The sequence below is a fragment of the Rhodococcus sp. NJ-530 genome (assembly GCF_003860625.1).
GTDB classification, from domain to species: domain Bacteria; phylum Actinomycetota; class Actinomycetes; order Mycobacteriales; family Mycobacteriaceae; genus Rhodococcus_F; species Rhodococcus_F qingshengii.
Genome location: NZ_CP034152.1, coordinates 6,359,125 through 6,375,891, shown reverse-complemented (window position 1 = coordinate 6,375,891; position 16,767 = coordinate 6,359,125). Strand labels below are relative to the sequence as shown.

Genomic DNA, 16,767 nt, shown 5'->3' with positions numbered 1-16,767 from the left:
GTTCTTCGGTGGCGACAGCTGTGGCGGACGTGGGAAGCCCCTCCTGAAGACAGAGTGCGAAAATACATGGGTCGTCCTACGTATCGTAGGTGAGTGGAATGATCGCCGCTAATGCTGTGAGGATGAGCTGATGACCGTTGTTCGCAAAGAGTCCGCGTACGAGCAATCCCTCGACTGGATGCGCACGCAGATCTCCGACGGCGTCTGGACAGTGGGCAATCGTGTTCCGACCGAGCCGGAGCTGATGAGTGTTCTCGGCGTCGGCCGGAACACCGTGCGCGAAGCGATCAAGACATTGACCTCGACGGGAGTTCTCGAGATCCGTCGCGGATCAGGGACCTTCGTGCGCGCTCGGACCGACATCGGCGGACTGCTCGGCAAACACGCGTCCGTCGACGAGATGAAATACGTCTTCGAAGTGCGTCGTGCGCTCGAGATGGAAGCGGTCCGGTTGGCGTGTGAGCGTCGCAGCGACGACGACGTTCGGATACTTCGTGAACTGGCCGCCAAGCGTGATGTCCCAGCGGAGAACTTCGTCGACGTCGATCTCGCGTTTCACATTGCCGTTGTCGATGCCGCCCACAATCCCGTGCTGAAAGATCTGTTTGCCGGAATCCTCGAAACAGTTCGAGCCACCTACGAGGTGACCGAAGGGGTGCATCCGCCGTCGCTGACGTCTTCGCATCATCAGGGAGTTGCCGAAGCCATCGCCGAACGCGATGTCACCAAAGCCAGGGCTGCGGCGTGTGGGTATCTCGAGAAGACTCAGGAAGCGATCGGTTCAGGCTCGGCGGTTAGCGAGTCCGGGCGTCGGCCAATCGATTGAGTGACCCGGCGATGTCTTCGGCTTCGGGTGTCGTGATCGTGAGTCGGTCGCCACAAGCGAACGTTATGACCACCGCTGGTCCGGTGCGGGTGACGACGCCGTAGTTGCGACGACCCTTGGTCTTGAGTCCCCAGCCGCCGAAGTCCGCGAACGGTTTGATCTCCGCGATGTCAGCTCCGACAACTTCGTCTATGTCGTAGGTCATCGCAGCCATCCCCATGTTGATCACCCGGATCTCCCGTTCGTCGACGATCACCCGGAAGCGAACCAGGCTGACGACGAGCAGTCCGAGTGCCCCGAAGATGAACAACGGCCAGAGTGACCGCATCGCCAACGCCATGATGACTCCGGGCGCCAGAGTGATCGCAGTGAGGATCACCGACCCCTTGGTGCTGAATCCGACGTCGTCGGAGATGGGGAGAGCGCAGCGGCTTCGCGGCAACCCGGCCGAGGGTTCGATCGTGGCAAGAGTGCGGACGCGGTAGTCACGCAGGAACGAGGCGCCGATCCACCCCAGCACCCCGCCGACTGCAAAGCCGACACCGATAGACCACAGCGGGAGTGACGTCGTGGATGGATCGGTGACATCGAGTTGGGTGTAGAGCAAAGCGAAGTTCACTGTCGTGATGAGCCCGACCACGCTCAGCCCGACAACCAACATGAATCGGCGCATCATCAGCATCGCGGGAGCAAGAGCAGCAATCGCACTCAGGCCGCCACCGAAGAGCAGCGTCAGAAGTGCAATGGTCCAGGCGTTGGCCGACGGGGTGGAGAATCCGTCCGGCGAGGTGGTGGTCCAGTGAGTCGCGATCTGTTCCGGGAGGCGGGGCTCCCAAATTTTTGTCAGGACGAAGCCGAAGACCGCACACAGCAACGGAACGACTAGCCCGAATACGACCCCGGCCGGGTCGACCACGCGATGTTTCACGTGAATCAATGAGCCGGCTGGCAAGCATCCTTGAGCGCGCAGGCACCGCAGGAAGCGGTGCCGCAAGCGGCAGCGTTCGCCTTGGCCTCGGAGGTCTCCGCCACCGGCTCGGCGACAGGCTCGGAGTGTCCGCCGCAGTTGCAGTCGTTACCGCATCCGCTCTGCTGCGGGAGTGCGGCGGCAGCGCGGGCGCCGATGCCGCCACCGAAACCGGCAGTGAGGACGGCGACGACGACGGCGATGATCGCGACCGCGACGCCGAAGACTCCGCCGATGGTCAGTGCTGCGACTCCGCCGATGACCAACATTCCAGCGGCCGCGAGCATGGTCGGACCGGCCACCTTGTTGGCGAGGGCGAACGACTCCTCGCTCCGCAGGGAATCCTCGGTGCGGACACCGGCCCAGCGGTTGCGCGGGAGTTTGCCGATCAGACCGGCGACACCAACTCCACCGACGGCGACAGCGAGCACGAATAGCACCACAGCGACAACGATCACCCATACAGGATAGGCGCGAGTGGAGTTGATGGTATGCCCGGGTCGCACAGGCTCTACCCTGGTTATCGGTATTTCCGTCAGCCAAGTAGATAGCGACCACAGTGACCGAGTCTCCGCAGTCCCCCGATTCACCAGCCGACGCAACTCCGCAGCACCGCTACACCGCGGAGCTCGCCGGCCAGATCGAGCAGCACTGGCAGGACCGCTGGAGTGAGGAAGGCACGTTCAACGCGCCTAATCCGGTCGGTCCGCTCTCCTCGCCCGACGGTGTTCCCGCCGACAAGCTCTTCGTGCAGGACATGTTCCCGTACCCCTCGGGTTCGGGTCTGCACGTCGGTCACCCGCTCGGATACATCGCTACGGACGTCTTCGCGCGCTTCCATCGCATGCAGGGCCGCAATGTCCTGCACACCCTCGGTTACGACGCCTTCGGTCTCCCCGCCGAGCAGTACGCCGTGCAGACGGGTACCCACCCACGGACCACCACCGAGTCCAACATCGCCAACATGAAGCGCCAGCTGCGACGCCTGGGTCTGGGCCACGACGAGCGTCGTAGTCTCGCGACGACGGATGTCGACTTCTACCACTGGACGCAGTGGATCTTCCTGCAGATCCATGGCGCCTGGTACGACAAGGAAGCCGGCAAGGCGCGTCGTATCTCCGAGTTGGAAGCCGAGTTCGATTCCGGTGAGCGCGCTCTGGAAGACGGACGCGAGTGGGCTTCGTTGGACGTGGCCGCGAAGGCCAAGGTTCTGGACTCGTACCGCCTTGTCTACCAGTCGGATTCGATGGTCAACTGGTGCCCCGGTTTGGGTACCGTCCTGGCCAACGAGGAAGTCACCGCCGACGGTCGTAGTGACCGCGGAAACTTCCCAGTCTTCCGTAAGCATCTCCAGCAGTGGATGATGCGCATCACCGCGTACTCCGATCGCCTGGTCGACGACCTCGAGTACCTGGATTGGCCGGACAAGGTCAAGGCCATGCAACGCAACTGGATCGGACGCTCGTACGGTGCCGAAGTTACCTTTGCTGCAGGCGAGTACGGCGTCGATGTGTTCACTACCCGTCCGGACACGCTGTTCGGCGCCACCTATGTGACGCTGGCTCCTGAGCATGACTTGGTGGACAAGCTCGTCGCGGACGAGTGGCCCGAAGGTGTCGACGCGCGCTGGACTGGCGGTGCCACGACTCCGGCGGAAGCTGTTGCTGCATACCGTAAGTCGATTGCCGTCAAGACCGACCTGGAGCGCCAGGAAAACAAGGAGAAGACGGGCGTCTTCCTCGGTTCCTACGCCGTCAATCCGGTCAACGGACACAAGGTTCCGATCTTCATCGCCGACTACGTTCTGACGGGTTACGGCACCGGTGCGATCATGGCAGTTCCGGGACACGATCACCGTGACTGGGAGTTCGCGAACGCGTTCGGTCTGGATATTCTCGAAGTTATTGCCGGTGGCAATGTTTCGGAGGCTGCGTACTCCGGTGACGGCCCGCTGGTGAACTCCGACTACCTCGACGGGCTGGACGTTGCCGAGGCCAAGGCGACCGTCATCAGTCGCCTCGAGGAGAGCGGCCAGGGCAAGGGCACCATCCAGTACAAGCTGCGCGACTGGCTTTTCGCGCGTCAGCGTTACTGGGGCGAGCCTTTCCCGATCGTCTACGACGCGGACGGCAACGCACACGCTCTGCCGGATTCGGCTCTGCCCGTGGTGCTTCCGGAGGTCGAGGACTACGCACCCGTGTCCTTCGATCCGGACGACGCCAACTCCGAGCCCTCTCCCCCGCTGAACAAGGCGACCGACTGGGTCAACGTCGAGCTCGATCTCGGTGACGGTCTGCAGACCTACCACCGCGACACCAACGTCATGCCGCAGTGGGCAGGTAGCTCGTGGTACCAGCTGCGCTACATCGACCCCACCAACCAGGACGCCTTCTGCGACCCGCAGAACGAGGCGTACTGGACGGGCCCGCGTCCGGAACTGCACGGCCCCAACGATCCCGGTGGAGTCGACCTGTACGTCGGCGGCGTCGAGCACGCAGTGCTGCACCTGCTGTACTCGCGCTTCTGGCACAAGGTTCTGTTCGACCTGGGCTACGTGTCCTCGAGCGAGCCGTACCGCCGCCTGTACAACCAGGGCTACATCCAGGCATTCGCGTACACCGACGCCCGCGGCGTCTACGTGCCGGCAGAGGAGGTCGTCGAGCGTGACGGCAAGTTCTTCTACGAAGGCGCCGAGGTCAACCGCGAGTACGGCAAGATGGGTAAGAGCCTGAAGAATGCCGTTGCGCCGGACGAGATCTGCGCCGAGTTCGGTGCAGACACTCTGCGTGTGTACGAGATGTCGATGGGTCCGCTGGACACCTCGCGTCCGTGGGCAACCAAGGACGTCGTCGGTGCTGCGCGATTCCTGCAGCGAGTGTGGCGCGTCGTCATCGACGAGGAGACCGGCAAGCCCCGTGTCACCGACGAAGCTCCTGGTGAAGAGACTCTGCGTGCGCTCAACAAGGCGATTTCCGGTGTCATCGAGGATTACACGGCGCTGCGCGACAACACGGCCGCCGCGAAGCTGATCGAGTACAACAACCACCTCACCAAGGCGTTCCCGGGCGGTGCGCCTCGTGCTGCTGTCGAGCCGCTGGTGCTGATGCTCGCTCCCCTGGCGCCGCACCTCGCGGAAGAGCTGTGGTCGCGTCTGGGTCACACGGAATCCCTTGCGCACGGACCCTTCCCGGCAGTCGAGGAGAAGTGGCTCGTCGAGGATACCGTCGAGTACCCGATCCAGGTCAACGGCAAGGTTCGTAGCCGCATCAGCGTCCCGGCGGATGCCGATCGCAAGGCTGTCGAAGAGATTGCGCTGGCCGACGAGAAGATCGTCGCTCTGCTCAAGGGCAACGCACCCCGCAAGGTGATCGTTGTGCCGGGCAAGATGGTGAACATAGTTCTGTAGGGCCTTCGGCCCCTGTGCGCCGTTTTGGTAGTTACCGCTACCGAAACGGCGCACAGTCGTTTCTGGGGATGATTCCCGACGTTGACACCGAGGGGGGAACCTCAAAGGCGGGATCGTCAAGTACGGGGTGGTCGGTATTTCGAAGATGGGAATGGCTCCACGTTCAAGTCCGAACCGAAAATCGTTGCCGTTGCTCATAATCCAAGGCCAGGTTCGAGTTTGTGACGCCAATCAGTCGTTGTCCTGAATGTCCCGCTCCACGGAACATTTGGTAGCGCGTGTTCGATGTGAGGGCTGTGATGCACGTAACACGTTGCCGAGAGCGGTAGCTGTCGTTCCACTGCACTTCCCCGCAAGGCCCCCGTCGGCGGTACTCGACAGGGGGTCAATCGAATTTGTAGGTGTCCCGAAAGGATCTTCCAGCCATGGCGTCTCACGTCCACAGCTCCGGTTCGTCTCCTAGTGCGCCCGAACCGACATCGATACCGGAGCGTTGGACTCCGCGACTGGTGTTCTCTCTGGCGTCGATCGTTCTACTTCTCGAGATGCTCGCGGTGAGCTACATGATGATTTCCACTGCGCTGCCGGCCATCTCGACGCATTATCAGACGACGCAGGGAGCTTGGCTGCTCACGTCGTTCTTGCTGCTGGGGGCGGTCGCGTCTCCTCTGCTCGGAAAGCTCGCCGACATGTACGGCAAGCGAAAAGTCCTGCTCTTGGCGGTCGCCGGCGCAGCGGTCGGATCCTTCATTTCGGCGGTTGCGCCGAGCTATGCCGTCCTGATTCTGGGCCGGTCATTGACGGGTCTTCTCGTTCCCTGCCTCTTCCTGAGCTACTCCCTCATTCGAGATGTCTTCCCGCCGAAAACTGTTGCGCTGGCAGTCAGTATCGCGACTTCCGGTATGGGTCTGATCGCGATTCCGGCGCCGTTCGTCTCCGGTTGGTTGATCGACAACCACGGGTTCCGGAGCATCTTCTGGTTCTTTGTCGTCGGGCTGGTTCTCCTCGGCGGCATGATCTTCGCTTCGACGGCGGAATCGACTGTCCGACTTCGCTCTTCGCTGGACCTGATCGGCGCGGTACTGCTCGGATCGGGCATCGCCGGAATTCTGATCGGCGTCAGCTTCGGCCCGACCTGGGGCTGGAAGAACGGTTCGACACTGGCCTACCTGATCGGCGGCGTCGCACTGTTGGTGGCTTGGGTTGCCTCTGCCCGAGCCATCCGCGAGCCCTTGATCGACCTGCGCTACTTCGGCAAGCGTTCGGTGATGCTCACCGCCGTCGGTGCCGGTTTCTGCTACGGCGCGTCGGGAGTCTTCACGATTTTGCTGCCGATGATGGTGATGACCCCCGCAGTTCTCGGCCTGGGATACGGATTCGGCGTGACGGCAGAGGGATTCGCGATCTTCCAGGCGCCGCTTGGCGGCATGGTGGTGGTCGGTGGTTTGATCGTGGGCTTCCTCGTGGGGCGCAACATCCGGCCCCGTCTGCTGATGATCATCGGAATGATCCTCATGGCAGTCGGATTCACGTTGACGGCAACCATTCACGACAACAAGCCTCTGCTCATCATCTTTGCCGGAATCTTCGGTGTCGGTATGGGTATGGGCTACGCCTCCATCCCGAACCTGCTCATCGAGGCAGTGCCGCCGCAGTTGCAGGCAACCACGGCGAGCATGGTTGCGGTCTTCCAGAGCATCTTCCCCGCAGTGCTTCCCGTCATCGCCTTCACGGTCTTGAACTCGCACATCGCGATGGCGATGGAGGGCGCTGTCTTCTACACCGACGAGGGCATGCGTATCGCGTTCCTGATCGGTGCTGCTGCAGCAGTTCTCGGCGCGATCGCAGCCGTGTTCCTGCCGCGAAACATCGTCCAGATCGGCGCAGAAGACGGTGTGCAGCAGGAGACGTCCCTCCTCCCTGCTCACTGATCACACGATGATGTGCGGCTACTGGCCAACTTCCGTAGCCGCACATCGCCGTGGTGCACTTCGACGTCATGCAAGATGAATCTCCTGCAGCGAGATCTCACCCCGCAGCGGACGCTCTGCGACCTGTGCCAGATCAGATACGAATGTGTCCGCGATCGATCGGGTGGTGGTGAGTTGTACCGACAGAACATTGTTCGCTTGACTGCACACAGTTGCGCCGTGCCGGTACGCCACCAGCGCCACGGGATCGACGCGTTGGAAAGTCGCGGTGACGTGTAGGCCGACCTGTGGTGTCACCGGAACGAACGGGCCGTGGTCCGTCTTGATGCGAACTATCCCGATGATCTTGTTGAGACGCTTGATCAACATGGCGTCGGAGATCGTTGCCGGGCAACGGTACGCGATCGACATTCCGGTGACTCCCGGCGATGTCACGGATACCCATGTAGACAGGCTGACGACCTCGACGCCGAGCTTCCACCCCTGCGACGAAATACGTGCGAGAACCGCCGCGGTATCGTGGCATTCGACCACCATGGTGCCCACCCGACTCGTATCGGTGCCCACCCGAGCCGCTTCACCCATTTCCTCGACCTCCTCCGCCTAGAGAGGAAGTCCGGGCGCATCGACCCCGATGATTCTCGATCCCCGGAAGAAGTCGAGAAGCTCTGCGTCGCCGTGTGCGCCGATACCGCTTCCGCCCCAGAAACTCTGGGTCGAGTGGTCGTCTAGGTCCAGGAGGCTGGTGCTGTTGATCTTGTTCTCACCGCAATCGATTCGGGTCGCAAGTTCACGAGCGGCGTCGACGTCGGCGCCGAACACGTATCCGGCCAGGCCGGTATCGAGAGCGTTGGCCTCGAGCAGAGCTTCCTCGTCGGTTGATGCTCGGTGCACCGTCAGGATCGGCCCGAAGGTCTCCGATTTGGTCTGCTCCGACGAGATTCCGTGCACCACTGTCGGTGGGAAGAACCATCCGGAATCGTCAGGCACGGGGGTGCTCGAGACGGCCGTGCCGCCCACGCCACGGAGGAACTCGACGGTATCCCGCATCCGTTGGAGTTGAGGCTCGTTCGCCTGCGGACCCATCGTGGTGTTGGCGTCATCGGTTCGGCCGAGTGCGATTTCGGCCGTGCGGTCGAGTATTGCGTCGACAAGCCGGTCGTGAAGGTGCGGCGGCACGAAGACGCTTCCCGGACTCTCACACCATTGCCCGTTAAGTTTGGTGAACCCGTCGACGAGTGCGGTGGCAGTCAGATCGATGTCGGCGTCGGCGCGGATGATTACGGGGTTGTTGCTGCCGAGCTCGAGTTGAAGAGCCTTGAAATCGGTAGAAGCTGCAGTGGCGATGGAACTACCGGCCGCTCGGCCGCCGGTGAACGCCAGTGCTCGGATTCGTCGATCGGAGGCCAGTAGATGCCCGACGTCCCCGCCTCCGTGAACGAGTTGAAACAGAGCTTTCGGCGCGTCGACTTCGGCGATGGCACGTGAGATCGCCTCGGCAAGCACGTTGGGACCCGACGGTGCCCAGTTGGAGGGCTTGGCGATGACCGGAGCACCTGCGGCCAAAGCGAATGCGGTCTTCTTGGCGGTGATGAAGCTCGGTGCGTTCCACGGTGCGATCACAGCGGTCGGGCCCCACGCCAGCCGATGTAAATGTGCACCTGACGGCAACTGCTCGAACCCGGAGGAGTTCTTCAGATGCGTTGCAGCACTGCGGAACAGATCGGGAAGTCCGCCGGCGAAAAGTGTGCTGATCGAAAGCGGAAGGCCGTTGTTCTTGGAGTCCTCACGGGCGATCGCCGCAGTCCGTTCTTCGACAAGTTCAGCCGTTCTCTCGAGTAGGCGCACCCGGTCGGCGACCGGTCGACGGGTCCAGACACCCGATCGGTGAAGTTCTGTCGCGGCGGTGATCGCCCTCTCCACCTGTTCGGTGGAGGACGAGAGTTGGGCTTGCAGTTTCTCTCCGGTGTCGGGATCGGTGAGAAATTCGCCGAGTTCGATAGCCGGTGTTTCGGCGTTTCCGTCGATCGTGTTGTTCTGGGGCACGAGTGAGCATGAAGTGGTCATGACTGTCCTTCGTGGCGAAATCGTTTGTAGGTCAGATGTTGTCGAGGTAGCGTTCGCGTTCCCAGTCGGTGACCGCGGACATGAAGGAATCCCATTCGTCCTTGGCGACCGCCGCATAGTGCGATACGACGTCGGCGCCGAACGCCGCGAGTGCGAACTCACTGGCCTCGAGCGCACGCGCCGCTTCGTCCAGTGTGCCGGGCAGCGGTTGTTGCTTCACCTTCTCGAGTGTGTCTGTGTCGCTGTACCCGTCGCGTCGTACCGGTGCGCCGGGATCGAGCTTTCGTGTCAGACCGTCGTTCATCGACGCCAGAACGGCGGCGAGTGCGAGATACGGATTTGCGTCCGCCCCTGGCAGTCTCATTTCGAGACGGTTGGCGGACGGTGCACCGGTGATGAGTCGGCAGGTGGTAGTCCTGTTGTCGAAACCCCAGGTCAAGCCGTTCCCCGAGAAATCGTGGCTGGCTCTGGTGCGGCGCATCGAGTTGATGGTCGGCGTGTAGAACAGCATGAGTTCCGGGCAGTGCTCGAGAACTCCGCCGACGGCGTGCAGCAGTTCGGCGCTCGCGGTGTTTTCTGCGCTTTCGTCGTGGAATGGGAAGGTGTCGTCGCTCCGCATGGACGCGTGAATATGACACGACGAGCCCATGCCGTCGGTGCTCGGACGTGCCATGAAGGTAGCAGTGAGCCCTTCTGCCGCAGCGACGTCGTGGACGACCTGCTTGAATAGCACATGGCGGTCGGCCATCTCGAGGGCGGTTCCGTATTCGAGGTTGATCTCCCACTGGCCCAGGCCGTATTCGACCTGAGAGACCTCCACGGGAATCGCGCTCTCCTCCAACGCGGTTCGTACCTTGCGGAAGAAAGGTTCCATCGCGTTGCCGGCGGTGATGGTGTAATCCGAGGGCACCAGGGTGGTGGGTTCGAGATCCCGATAGCCGCTGCGCCGCAATGCGTCGGGGGTACCTCGGTAGAGGTGGAACTCGAGTTCCGTTGCCGCGTAGACGGTGTGGCCGTCAGCTTCGAGCTTGTCGATCTGTTTGCGCAGGATCGTGCGCGGTGCGATCGGGACCATCTCGCCGGTATGTTCGTCGACCGAGTCAGCGATGACGATGGCAGTGGACTCGAGCCACGACGCGCGTCGCAGTGTTCCCAGGTCAGGTTGCAGGCGGAAGTCATGCCAGCCGGTGTGTCCGCCGGCGTAGTCGACAACGAGTTTGTCCATGCGTTGGCTGGCATCCCAGGCATACACACAGGTGCACACATGCAGACCCTCGTCGATGTTCGCGAGGAAAATTCGCGTCGGGACTCGTTTGCCGATCAACCGTCCGTAGAGGTCGATACCGGCGATGAGGACGGTGTCGATGTCGGACTCGGCGAGCTCGGCCGTGGTGAGCCGGCCTTTCATCGGGCAAGCCATCCGCCGTCGACGGGCAGCTGGACTCCACTGATGTAGGAGGCGTCGTCGGAGAGCAGGAAGGAGACTGCAGCACCCATGTCCTCGGGGCGGCCGACGCGCGGCACCAGGAGCCTGGACTTCATGAAGTCGAGAACTTCGCCGGAGGAGACGTCGATGCCAGGCAGGAAGGCGGTGGGGACCGGCCCGGGGGCGATCGCGTTGACTCGTACGTTGTACCGCGAGAGTTCGACGGCCAGAGCCTTCGTCAGCATCTTCACTCCACCCTTCGACGCGTTGTAGTGGACCTGTGCGAAGCCCTGGGAGGACACGACCACGTCCGCTTCCACCGTCGACAAGTTCACCACAGCGCCGCTGTTGCCGTCGCGGAAGTACGGGGTGGCGATCTGCGTGACGATGAACATGCCCTTGAGATTGACGTCGAGGACGAGGTCCCACTCTTCGTCGGTGAGGTTCTCGAGAGAACTCATCGTGATCAGGCCGGCGTTGTTGACGAGGTAGTCGAAGCGTCCCCATTCGGCGACGGTGGCTTCGAAAGCGGCGCTCACGGCGGCGCGGTCGCGCACATCGGCCTCAAGGGCGAGCGCGGGTGTGCCGTACTGCGATTCGATAAGTGCGACGGTCTCCTTTGCACTTTCGATGTGAAGGTCCACGACCGCGACGCGGGCACCGTCGGAGGCGAGGCGCAGCGCGATGCCGCGGCCGATTCCGGAGCCTGCACCGGTGATCAGGGCAACCTTGTTCTCATGCGTACGTGACATTGTTGTCTTCCATTCTGTGATGATCGATCTGGTGAGAAGAATTGGTCCGACGGGAGGTTGCAGCGTCGACGAGCCACGAGAAGAGCGGGTCGATTTCGACGAAGAATTCGGGGTGCCACTGCACGCCCACCACGGGGCGATCGGCGGCCTGGATGGCTTCGGCGACGCCGTCGAGCGCGCGTCCGACGATCCGAAGCCCGCTCCCCGGGGTGTCCACGGCTTGGTGGTGAAGGCTGTTCACGTGAATGCTGTTGCCGAACAGACTGTGTGGGACGGAACCGGATTCCAGAGCGACCTGTTGCGGTCGGTACGAACGCGGATAACCGAAGAAGCTGTGTGCCTCACCGGCGTCGGTCGGAAGGTCGGCAATCAGAGTGCCCCCGCGGGCGACGTTGACGACCTGGTGTCCTCGACATACACCCAGGATCGGCAGTCCGATTTCCCAGGCTGCATCGACCAGGGCGAACTCGAATTCGTCCCGAGCGGGGTCGATCATCGAGGAGTTTGGTCCGGGGGTGCGGCCGTATCGCCTGGGGTCCACGTCGGAACCACCGCTGAGGACGAGGGCATCGAGATGCTCGACGATTCGGCGCGGATCACTGTGGATGCTCAGCAGGATCGGTTGACCACCGGCAGCGCGGATTTTCGAGGGAAAATCGGTGAAGAACATTTCCATCAACGCGTCGCCGACGACGTTGGGTAGTGACGGCCCGCCGCGGTCGACGCGGCCGGTGACTCCGATCAGGGGCATGGCGGGGAGTGCCTCCGCCGTCATCGTGAATTGGGTCATAGGAGCGAGCATAGAACCATTGAATGGCTTTTCGCTAGAGTTTGGCTTGTAAAGTTGGGGTAACGGGTTCGAAGTGCCGCGCGCTGCTGTATCTATTCAAGGACAGTTGCGAATGGGAGCGTTCGATTTCGTAGGTCAAGACGAAGCGTAAGTGTCGGTCCAGGCACCGAGTAGGGGGTACGAGACGTGCAGATCGACAAGCTGCCGGCCATCGAATTCATGGTCAGTGCACCGACGTTGGGGGAGGATATCGCTCGACGCTTGCGACTGCTCATTCACAGCGGCGCGCTCAGCCCCGGTGATCGCCTGCCATCCGAGCGTGAACTGTCTCAGCAACTCGAAGTCGGTCGAGTCAGTGTGCGAGAAGCGGTCCGAATCCTTCAGGCGATGGGATACATCGAGGTGCGGCGAGGAGCCACGGGTGGATCGTTCGTTTCGGAGTTGACCAGGCCTTATGAAGACTGGGTTGGCCAGTTGAAAGCGCGAGAAGCAGACATCGACGAGATCGTCGACCTCCGTATCGGGTTGGAAATGCGCACGGCAAGCCTCGCGGCGGTCCGGCGAACCGATCGTCATCTTCTCGAGTTGCTCGAATCCATTGAGCAATTGGGGGTTTCCGGAAGTCGGGGATCGTTCCGGGCTTGTGACGCCAGGTTCCACGGCGGTATCGCCAGAGCGGCGGGAAACAGCAGGTTGGAGGCCGCTGTGGTCGAGGCTCGCGGCGAAATGTTTGTCCCCGTCGATCATCTCGTGTTCGAAGACCAGGTCGAGGCTTCGAGGGTGGAGCACAAGGAAATCTTCGAGGCGATCAAGCGGGGCGACAGCGCTCGCGCGGCGGAGGCAATGGAACGTCACATTCTGCACGCAAAAGACGAGCTCAAACGCTTGGCGCTGCAGGAAGAAGGCTGACGGGAGCGCGACGAACGGACGGTTCGTCCCGTTTTTCGCAAGTAAAAGTTTTGTGAATTGGGTCCCGAATCGACTTCAATGGTTCTAACATCGCCCGTATGACCCATACTTCCGTCAATGCTTCACGTGATGCATCCGGCGATGACCGAACTCTTCGAGGCTCGCTGGGTACCGGCTCGATAGTCCTCATGGTCGTTGCCGCAGCTGCTCCCCTGACTGTGATCAGTGGTCTTGTGCCGCTGGGTATTTCCGGTGGCAACGGTGCGGGCTTCCCCATGACCTTCGCCGTGACAACCGGTGTACTTCTGCTCTTCGCCGTCGGGTTCACCGCGATGTCGCGTTACATCCCGGGAACCGGAGCGTTCTATCTCTACATCGGACATGGTCTCGGCCGTGGTGCCGGCGTCGGCAGTGCGATGTTGGCCCTCGTCAGTTACAGCACAGTGCAATTGGCCGTATACGGCTACCTCGGCCCGGCAATGAGTTCGTTGATCACCTCCTACGGTGGTCCGGAGGTGCCGTGGTGGATCTTCTCGCTCGCCTCGTTGGCTCTGGTAGCCGTCCTCGGATTTCGTCATATCGAATTGTCGGGCAAGGTGCTCGGCATCCTGTTGATCGCAGAGGTCGGGATCGTAGTCGTACTCGACGCTTTCATCGTCGCCGACGGTGGTCCGGAAGGCCCGTCGACAGCAATGTTCTCTCCGTCGGAAATATTCTCCGGATCCCCCGGCGTCGCATTGGTATTCGCGCTTGCCGGTTACATCGGGTTCGAGTCGACGGCGATCTTCCGTGACGAAGCGAAGGATCCCGCGCGGACTATCCCGCGAGCGACATACGCCTCCTTGATCCTCATCGGCGGCTTCTACGCTCTCTCCAGTTGGGCGGTTGTGACAGCCTGGGGCGACAAGGGTGCAGTGGACATTGCGGGTACTGACCCCGACGGCATGCTGATCACCACTGCCACCGACTTTGCCGGAACGGTGACGGCCCACCTGATTCAAATTCTGTTGGTGTCCAGTCTCTTTGCCGCAGTTCTGTCTCTCCACAATGTCTTGGCCAGATACATCTTCGTTCTGTCGAACACCGGCGTTCTGCCGGGCGCAGGTGGGCGGACGCACCGCGTGCATGGTTCGCCGCACATCGCGTCAGTGGTGCAATCCTGCTGTGCTCTGGTACTTCTCGGAGCTTGCATCGTCATCGGTCTGGATCCGGTGACACAGATCTTCGCGTGGTTCGCCGGCGTTGCAACGGTGGGGATTGTGGCTCTCATGTTGCTCACGTGCCTTGCGGTGCTCGTCTTCTTTCATCGTACGAAGGTCGATCAGCGATTCTGGCACACCAAACTTGCCCCGAGCTTGGGCCTTGTCGGGCTGATCGGATTCGCGATCGCCATTGCCGGAAACCTTCCGCTCCTACTGGGCGGCAACATTCTGGCCGTGGTGATGACCGGGGTGCTGGTGCTCGCGTTTGTCGGTGGATTCCTCTATGCGCGACGACGGAAGCAAGTGAGCTTCGAACTTCCGTCGTGAGAGGGCTTTCGGTGAAATGATGGGTGCACCCGCACTCGAGAAAGCAGGACTCCCATGACGTTCGCGGATCTGGACGGTGACGAACTGTGGAGTTACCTGACGGAGCGGTCAGGATTGCCCGGCCCGCGCGCGAACCTTGGGCTCATGCTCGAGTTCGCGCGCGGCGCCGATGACGACGACATCCTGCTGGCGGCGGAGTCCGAGGACGAATACATCCGCTGCTGTGGGATCGTCGGGCTCGGATTCATCCTTGTTCGTTCACGCGACAAGGCTGTTCTGAACAGTCTCACGGAGGCAACCACCAGTGCGTCGTGGCGTGCACGTGAAGCTGCCGCGATGGCCGTTCAGGCGATAGGCGACACGGATCCGCAATTATTGCGGGCGATCATCGAGCAGTGGTCACGCTCCGCTCATCCATTGACGCTGCGCGCAGCGGCTGCGGGGATCTGCGAGCCACGGTTGCTGAAGGACAAGACCAACGCTGCGCTGGCCGTTCAGGTGTGCCGAGACGCTACCGAGTGGATCGTCTCGCAACCGGCTGATTCCCGTCGTGACGCCGACACACGGACTCTCCGGCAGGCGCTCGGATACTGCTGGAGTGTCGCGGTTGCGGCGGATCCGGAGAATGCCCTGCCGGCATTCGTCTCCCTGGGGGCGTCGGACGACACCGATGTCGTCTGGATCGTGCGGGAGAACCGGAAGAAGGCTCGCCTGCGCAAGGTGCTCGAAAGCTGACCCGTGGAACAGAGTCGTAGGTTATCCTCAGAATTAGAACCTGTTCTAACTACGAGGGGTAGACCATGGCACCGTCCGCAGAGGTAATCCGCAAGACCGTCGACGCCTACATCGAGACCGTTGCGACGGGCACTGCTGCCCAGGTTGTGGCCCTGTACGCAGAGGGTGCAACGGTTGAAGACCCGGTTGGTACCGACGTGCGCACCACCCGCGAGTCCATTCTCGAGTTCTACTCCGTGATCGAGAACTTCGACCAGGAAGCTCACCTTCAGACCCTCCGCATTGCCGGAAACGAAGCGGCATTCCACTTCTCGCTGATCACCAAGCTCGGCGAGCAGACTCTGACCATCGCACCCATCGACGTCATGACCTTCGACGACGACGGAAAGATCCTGTCGATGCGTGCATTCTGGAACCAGGAAGACATGATCACCGCCTGACATGACGGTCAAGACGATCGACGTCGACGGATTCTGTTGGCAGATCGACGATTCCGGTTCCGGGACAGCTGTGGTCATGTGCCACGGCTTTCCCGGCCTCGGATACAGCTATCGCCATCAGTCGGCAGCGTTGGCGGAAGCGGGTTTTCGGTCGATTGCACTCGACATGCCCGGTTACGGCGGCACTACCCGCCCCGACGCGATCGAGGACTACACCAACGACGCCGTCGCGAACCGGCTGATCGACCTACTCGACGCTCTCGGAATCGACAAAGCGGTGTTCGTCGGACACGATTTCGGCGCTCCGGTTGCGTGGACGACAGCGCTTCGTCACCCCGATCGCGTTGCGGGACTGGTCTCCTTGGCGGTTCCCTATGCGCCGGACAGATTCTCGGCCAAGCCCTCGGCCATTTACGCCGCCTTGGCGCGCAAGCACTTTCTGCACATTCACTATTTTCAGGAACCGGGTGTTGCGGAGCGCGAACTCGACGCCCGTCCACGTGAATTCCTTCAGCGGCTCTTCCACGCCTTGTCCGGGGCTTACCGGTACCTCGATGTGTGGAAGAACCCCTCCGAAGGAAACGGCTATCTCGACGTACTTCCCGAGGCGCCGGCGTTGCCGTGGTCGTGGCTCACCGAGGATGATTTGGATGTCTATGTAAAGGCCTTTACTGCAACAGGTTTCACCGGTGGCTTGACCTGGTACCGAGCGTATGACGCCAATTGGGAACGCAGCGCGGATCTGGACGGCGCGCACGTCGAGGTCCCGACGCTCTTCGTTGCGGGCGCGGAAGACCCGGTCATCGCGATGAGCGGTCCCAAGGCACTGGACCGAATGAAGGACACTGTCCCCGACCTGCGGGGTGTACATCTCCTCGGCGGTGCGGGGCACTTCGTACAACAAGAACACGCTGCCGAGGTCAATGAACTTTTGATCTCTTTCCTTCGGTCGCTCTAGGCGAAATCGGGCCGAAGGTCTAGCGTTGCGC

15 protein-coding genes are annotated in these 16,767 nt (G+C 61.8%); 8 read left to right on the top strand and 7 right to left on the bottom strand.

Translation table 11 applies throughout. The features are described 5' to 3' along the window. Positions 1-130 precede the first annotated feature (130 nt). Positions 131-826: a FadR/GntR family transcriptional regulator gene (locus tag EHW12_RS29775; RefSeq protein WP_007729102.1), complete on the top strand. Its 696-nt coding sequence runs from the start codon at positions 131-133 to the stop codon at positions 824-826. Here the strand turns inward: EHW12_RS29775 and EHW12_RS29770 are convergent. Both EHW12_RS29770 and EHW12_RS29765 read right to left on the bottom strand, forming a co-directional pair. Then, positions 795-1,754, bottom strand: coding sequence for a DUF1648 domain-containing protein (locus EHW12_RS29770; RefSeq protein ID WP_241199079.1), 960 nt, complete (start codon positions 1,752-1,754; stop codon positions 795-797). The genes EHW12_RS29775 and EHW12_RS29770 overlap by 32 nt on opposite strands. A gap of 5 nt (positions 1,755-1,759) precedes the next feature. Beyond that, the gene (locus EHW12_RS29765) at positions 1,760-2,251 is read right to left on the bottom strand and encodes an SdpI family protein (RefSeq protein WP_125052475.1); all 492 of its coding nucleotides are present in this window, start codon (positions 2,249-2,251) and stop codon (positions 1,760-1,762) included. 101 nt (positions 2,252-2,352) lie between these two features. On the opposite strand from EHW12_RS29765, the gene leuS reads away from it, so the two are divergent. Continuing rightward, entirely contained in the window at positions 2,353-5,199 is a 2,847-nt protein-coding gene (gene leuS / locus EHW12_RS29760; protein ID WP_125052473.1) for a leucine--tRNA ligase, read from the top strand. A gap of 425 nt (positions 5,200-5,624) precedes the next feature. After that, a complete protein-coding gene (locus tag EHW12_RS29755; protein WP_042451764.1) occupies positions 5,625-7,130 on the top strand; it encodes an MFS transporter in 1,506 nt (501 codons plus the stop codon). Between the two features lie 66 nt (positions 7,131-7,196). Here the strand turns inward: EHW12_RS29755 and EHW12_RS29750 are convergent, their stop codons facing one another. Genes EHW12_RS29750 through EHW12_RS29730 form a run of 5 tightly spaced genes read right to left on the bottom strand, consistent with a single transcriptional unit; the run spans position 7,197 to position 12,165 of the window. Beyond that, positions 7,197-7,715 (bottom strand): hypothetical protein, encoded by a 519-nt coding sequence (locus tag EHW12_RS29750; protein ID WP_125052471.1) that lies wholly within the window; start codon positions 7,713-7,715, stop codon positions 7,197-7,199. Positions 7,716-7,733: 18 nt separating this feature from the next. After that, complete coding sequence (locus tag EHW12_RS29745) at positions 7,734-9,197, bottom strand: aldehyde dehydrogenase family protein (protein ID WP_164490606.1); 1,464 nt, start codon at positions 9,195-9,197, stop codon at positions 7,734-7,736. 31 nt (positions 9,198-9,228) lie between these two features. Next, positions 9,229-10,605: a glutamine synthetase family protein gene (locus EHW12_RS29740; RefSeq protein WP_099696898.1), complete on the bottom strand. Its 1,377-nt coding sequence runs from the start codon at positions 10,603-10,605 to the stop codon at positions 9,229-9,231. Then, positions 10,602-11,375 (bottom strand): SDR family NAD(P)-dependent oxidoreductase, encoded by a 774-nt coding sequence (locus tag EHW12_RS29735; RefSeq protein WP_021332597.1) that lies wholly within the window; start codon positions 11,373-11,375, stop codon positions 10,602-10,604. The genes EHW12_RS29740 and EHW12_RS29735 overlap by 4 nt, the downstream gene beginning before the upstream one ends. After that, a complete protein-coding gene (locus EHW12_RS29730) occupies positions 11,359-12,165 on the bottom strand; it encodes a gamma-glutamyl-gamma-aminobutyrate hydrolase family protein (protein WP_230691795.1) in 807 nt (268 codons plus the stop codon). Before EHW12_RS29730 ends, EHW12_RS29735 begins: the two co-directional genes overlap by 17 nt. A gap of 186 nt (positions 12,166-12,351) precedes the next feature. Here EHW12_RS29730 and EHW12_RS29725 point away from each other — a divergent pair, with 186 nt between their 5' ends. The 5 genes from EHW12_RS29725 to EHW12_RS29705 all read left to right on the top strand — a co-directional run bounded on the left by EHW12_RS29725 (position 12,352) and on the right by EHW12_RS29705 (position 16,736). Continuing rightward, a complete protein-coding gene (locus EHW12_RS29725; protein WP_021332595.1) occupies positions 12,352-13,074 on the top strand; it encodes a FadR/GntR family transcriptional regulator in 723 nt (240 codons plus the stop codon). A 98-nt stretch (positions 13,075-13,172) separates the two neighbouring features. Further along, entirely contained in the window at positions 13,173-14,603 is a 1,431-nt protein-coding gene (locus tag EHW12_RS29720; protein WP_241199078.1) for an APC family permease, read from the top strand. Positions 14,604-14,657: 54 nt separating this feature from the next. Next, on the top strand, positions 14,658-15,338 hold the full coding sequence (locus tag EHW12_RS29715; RefSeq protein ID WP_042924305.1) for a hypothetical protein: 681 nt from the start codon (positions 14,658-14,660) through the stop codon (positions 15,336-15,338). A 65-nt stretch (positions 15,339-15,403) separates the two neighbouring features. Continuing rightward, a complete protein-coding gene (locus EHW12_RS29710; RefSeq protein WP_003942502.1) occupies positions 15,404-15,778 on the top strand; it encodes a nuclear transport factor 2 family protein in 375 nt (124 codons plus the stop codon). Between the two features lies 1 nt (position 15,779). Beyond that, complete coding sequence (locus tag EHW12_RS29705; protein WP_125052469.1) at positions 15,780-16,736, top strand: alpha/beta hydrolase; 957 nt, start codon at positions 15,780-15,782, stop codon at positions 16,734-16,736. Positions 16,737-16,767: the final 31 nt, after the last annotated feature.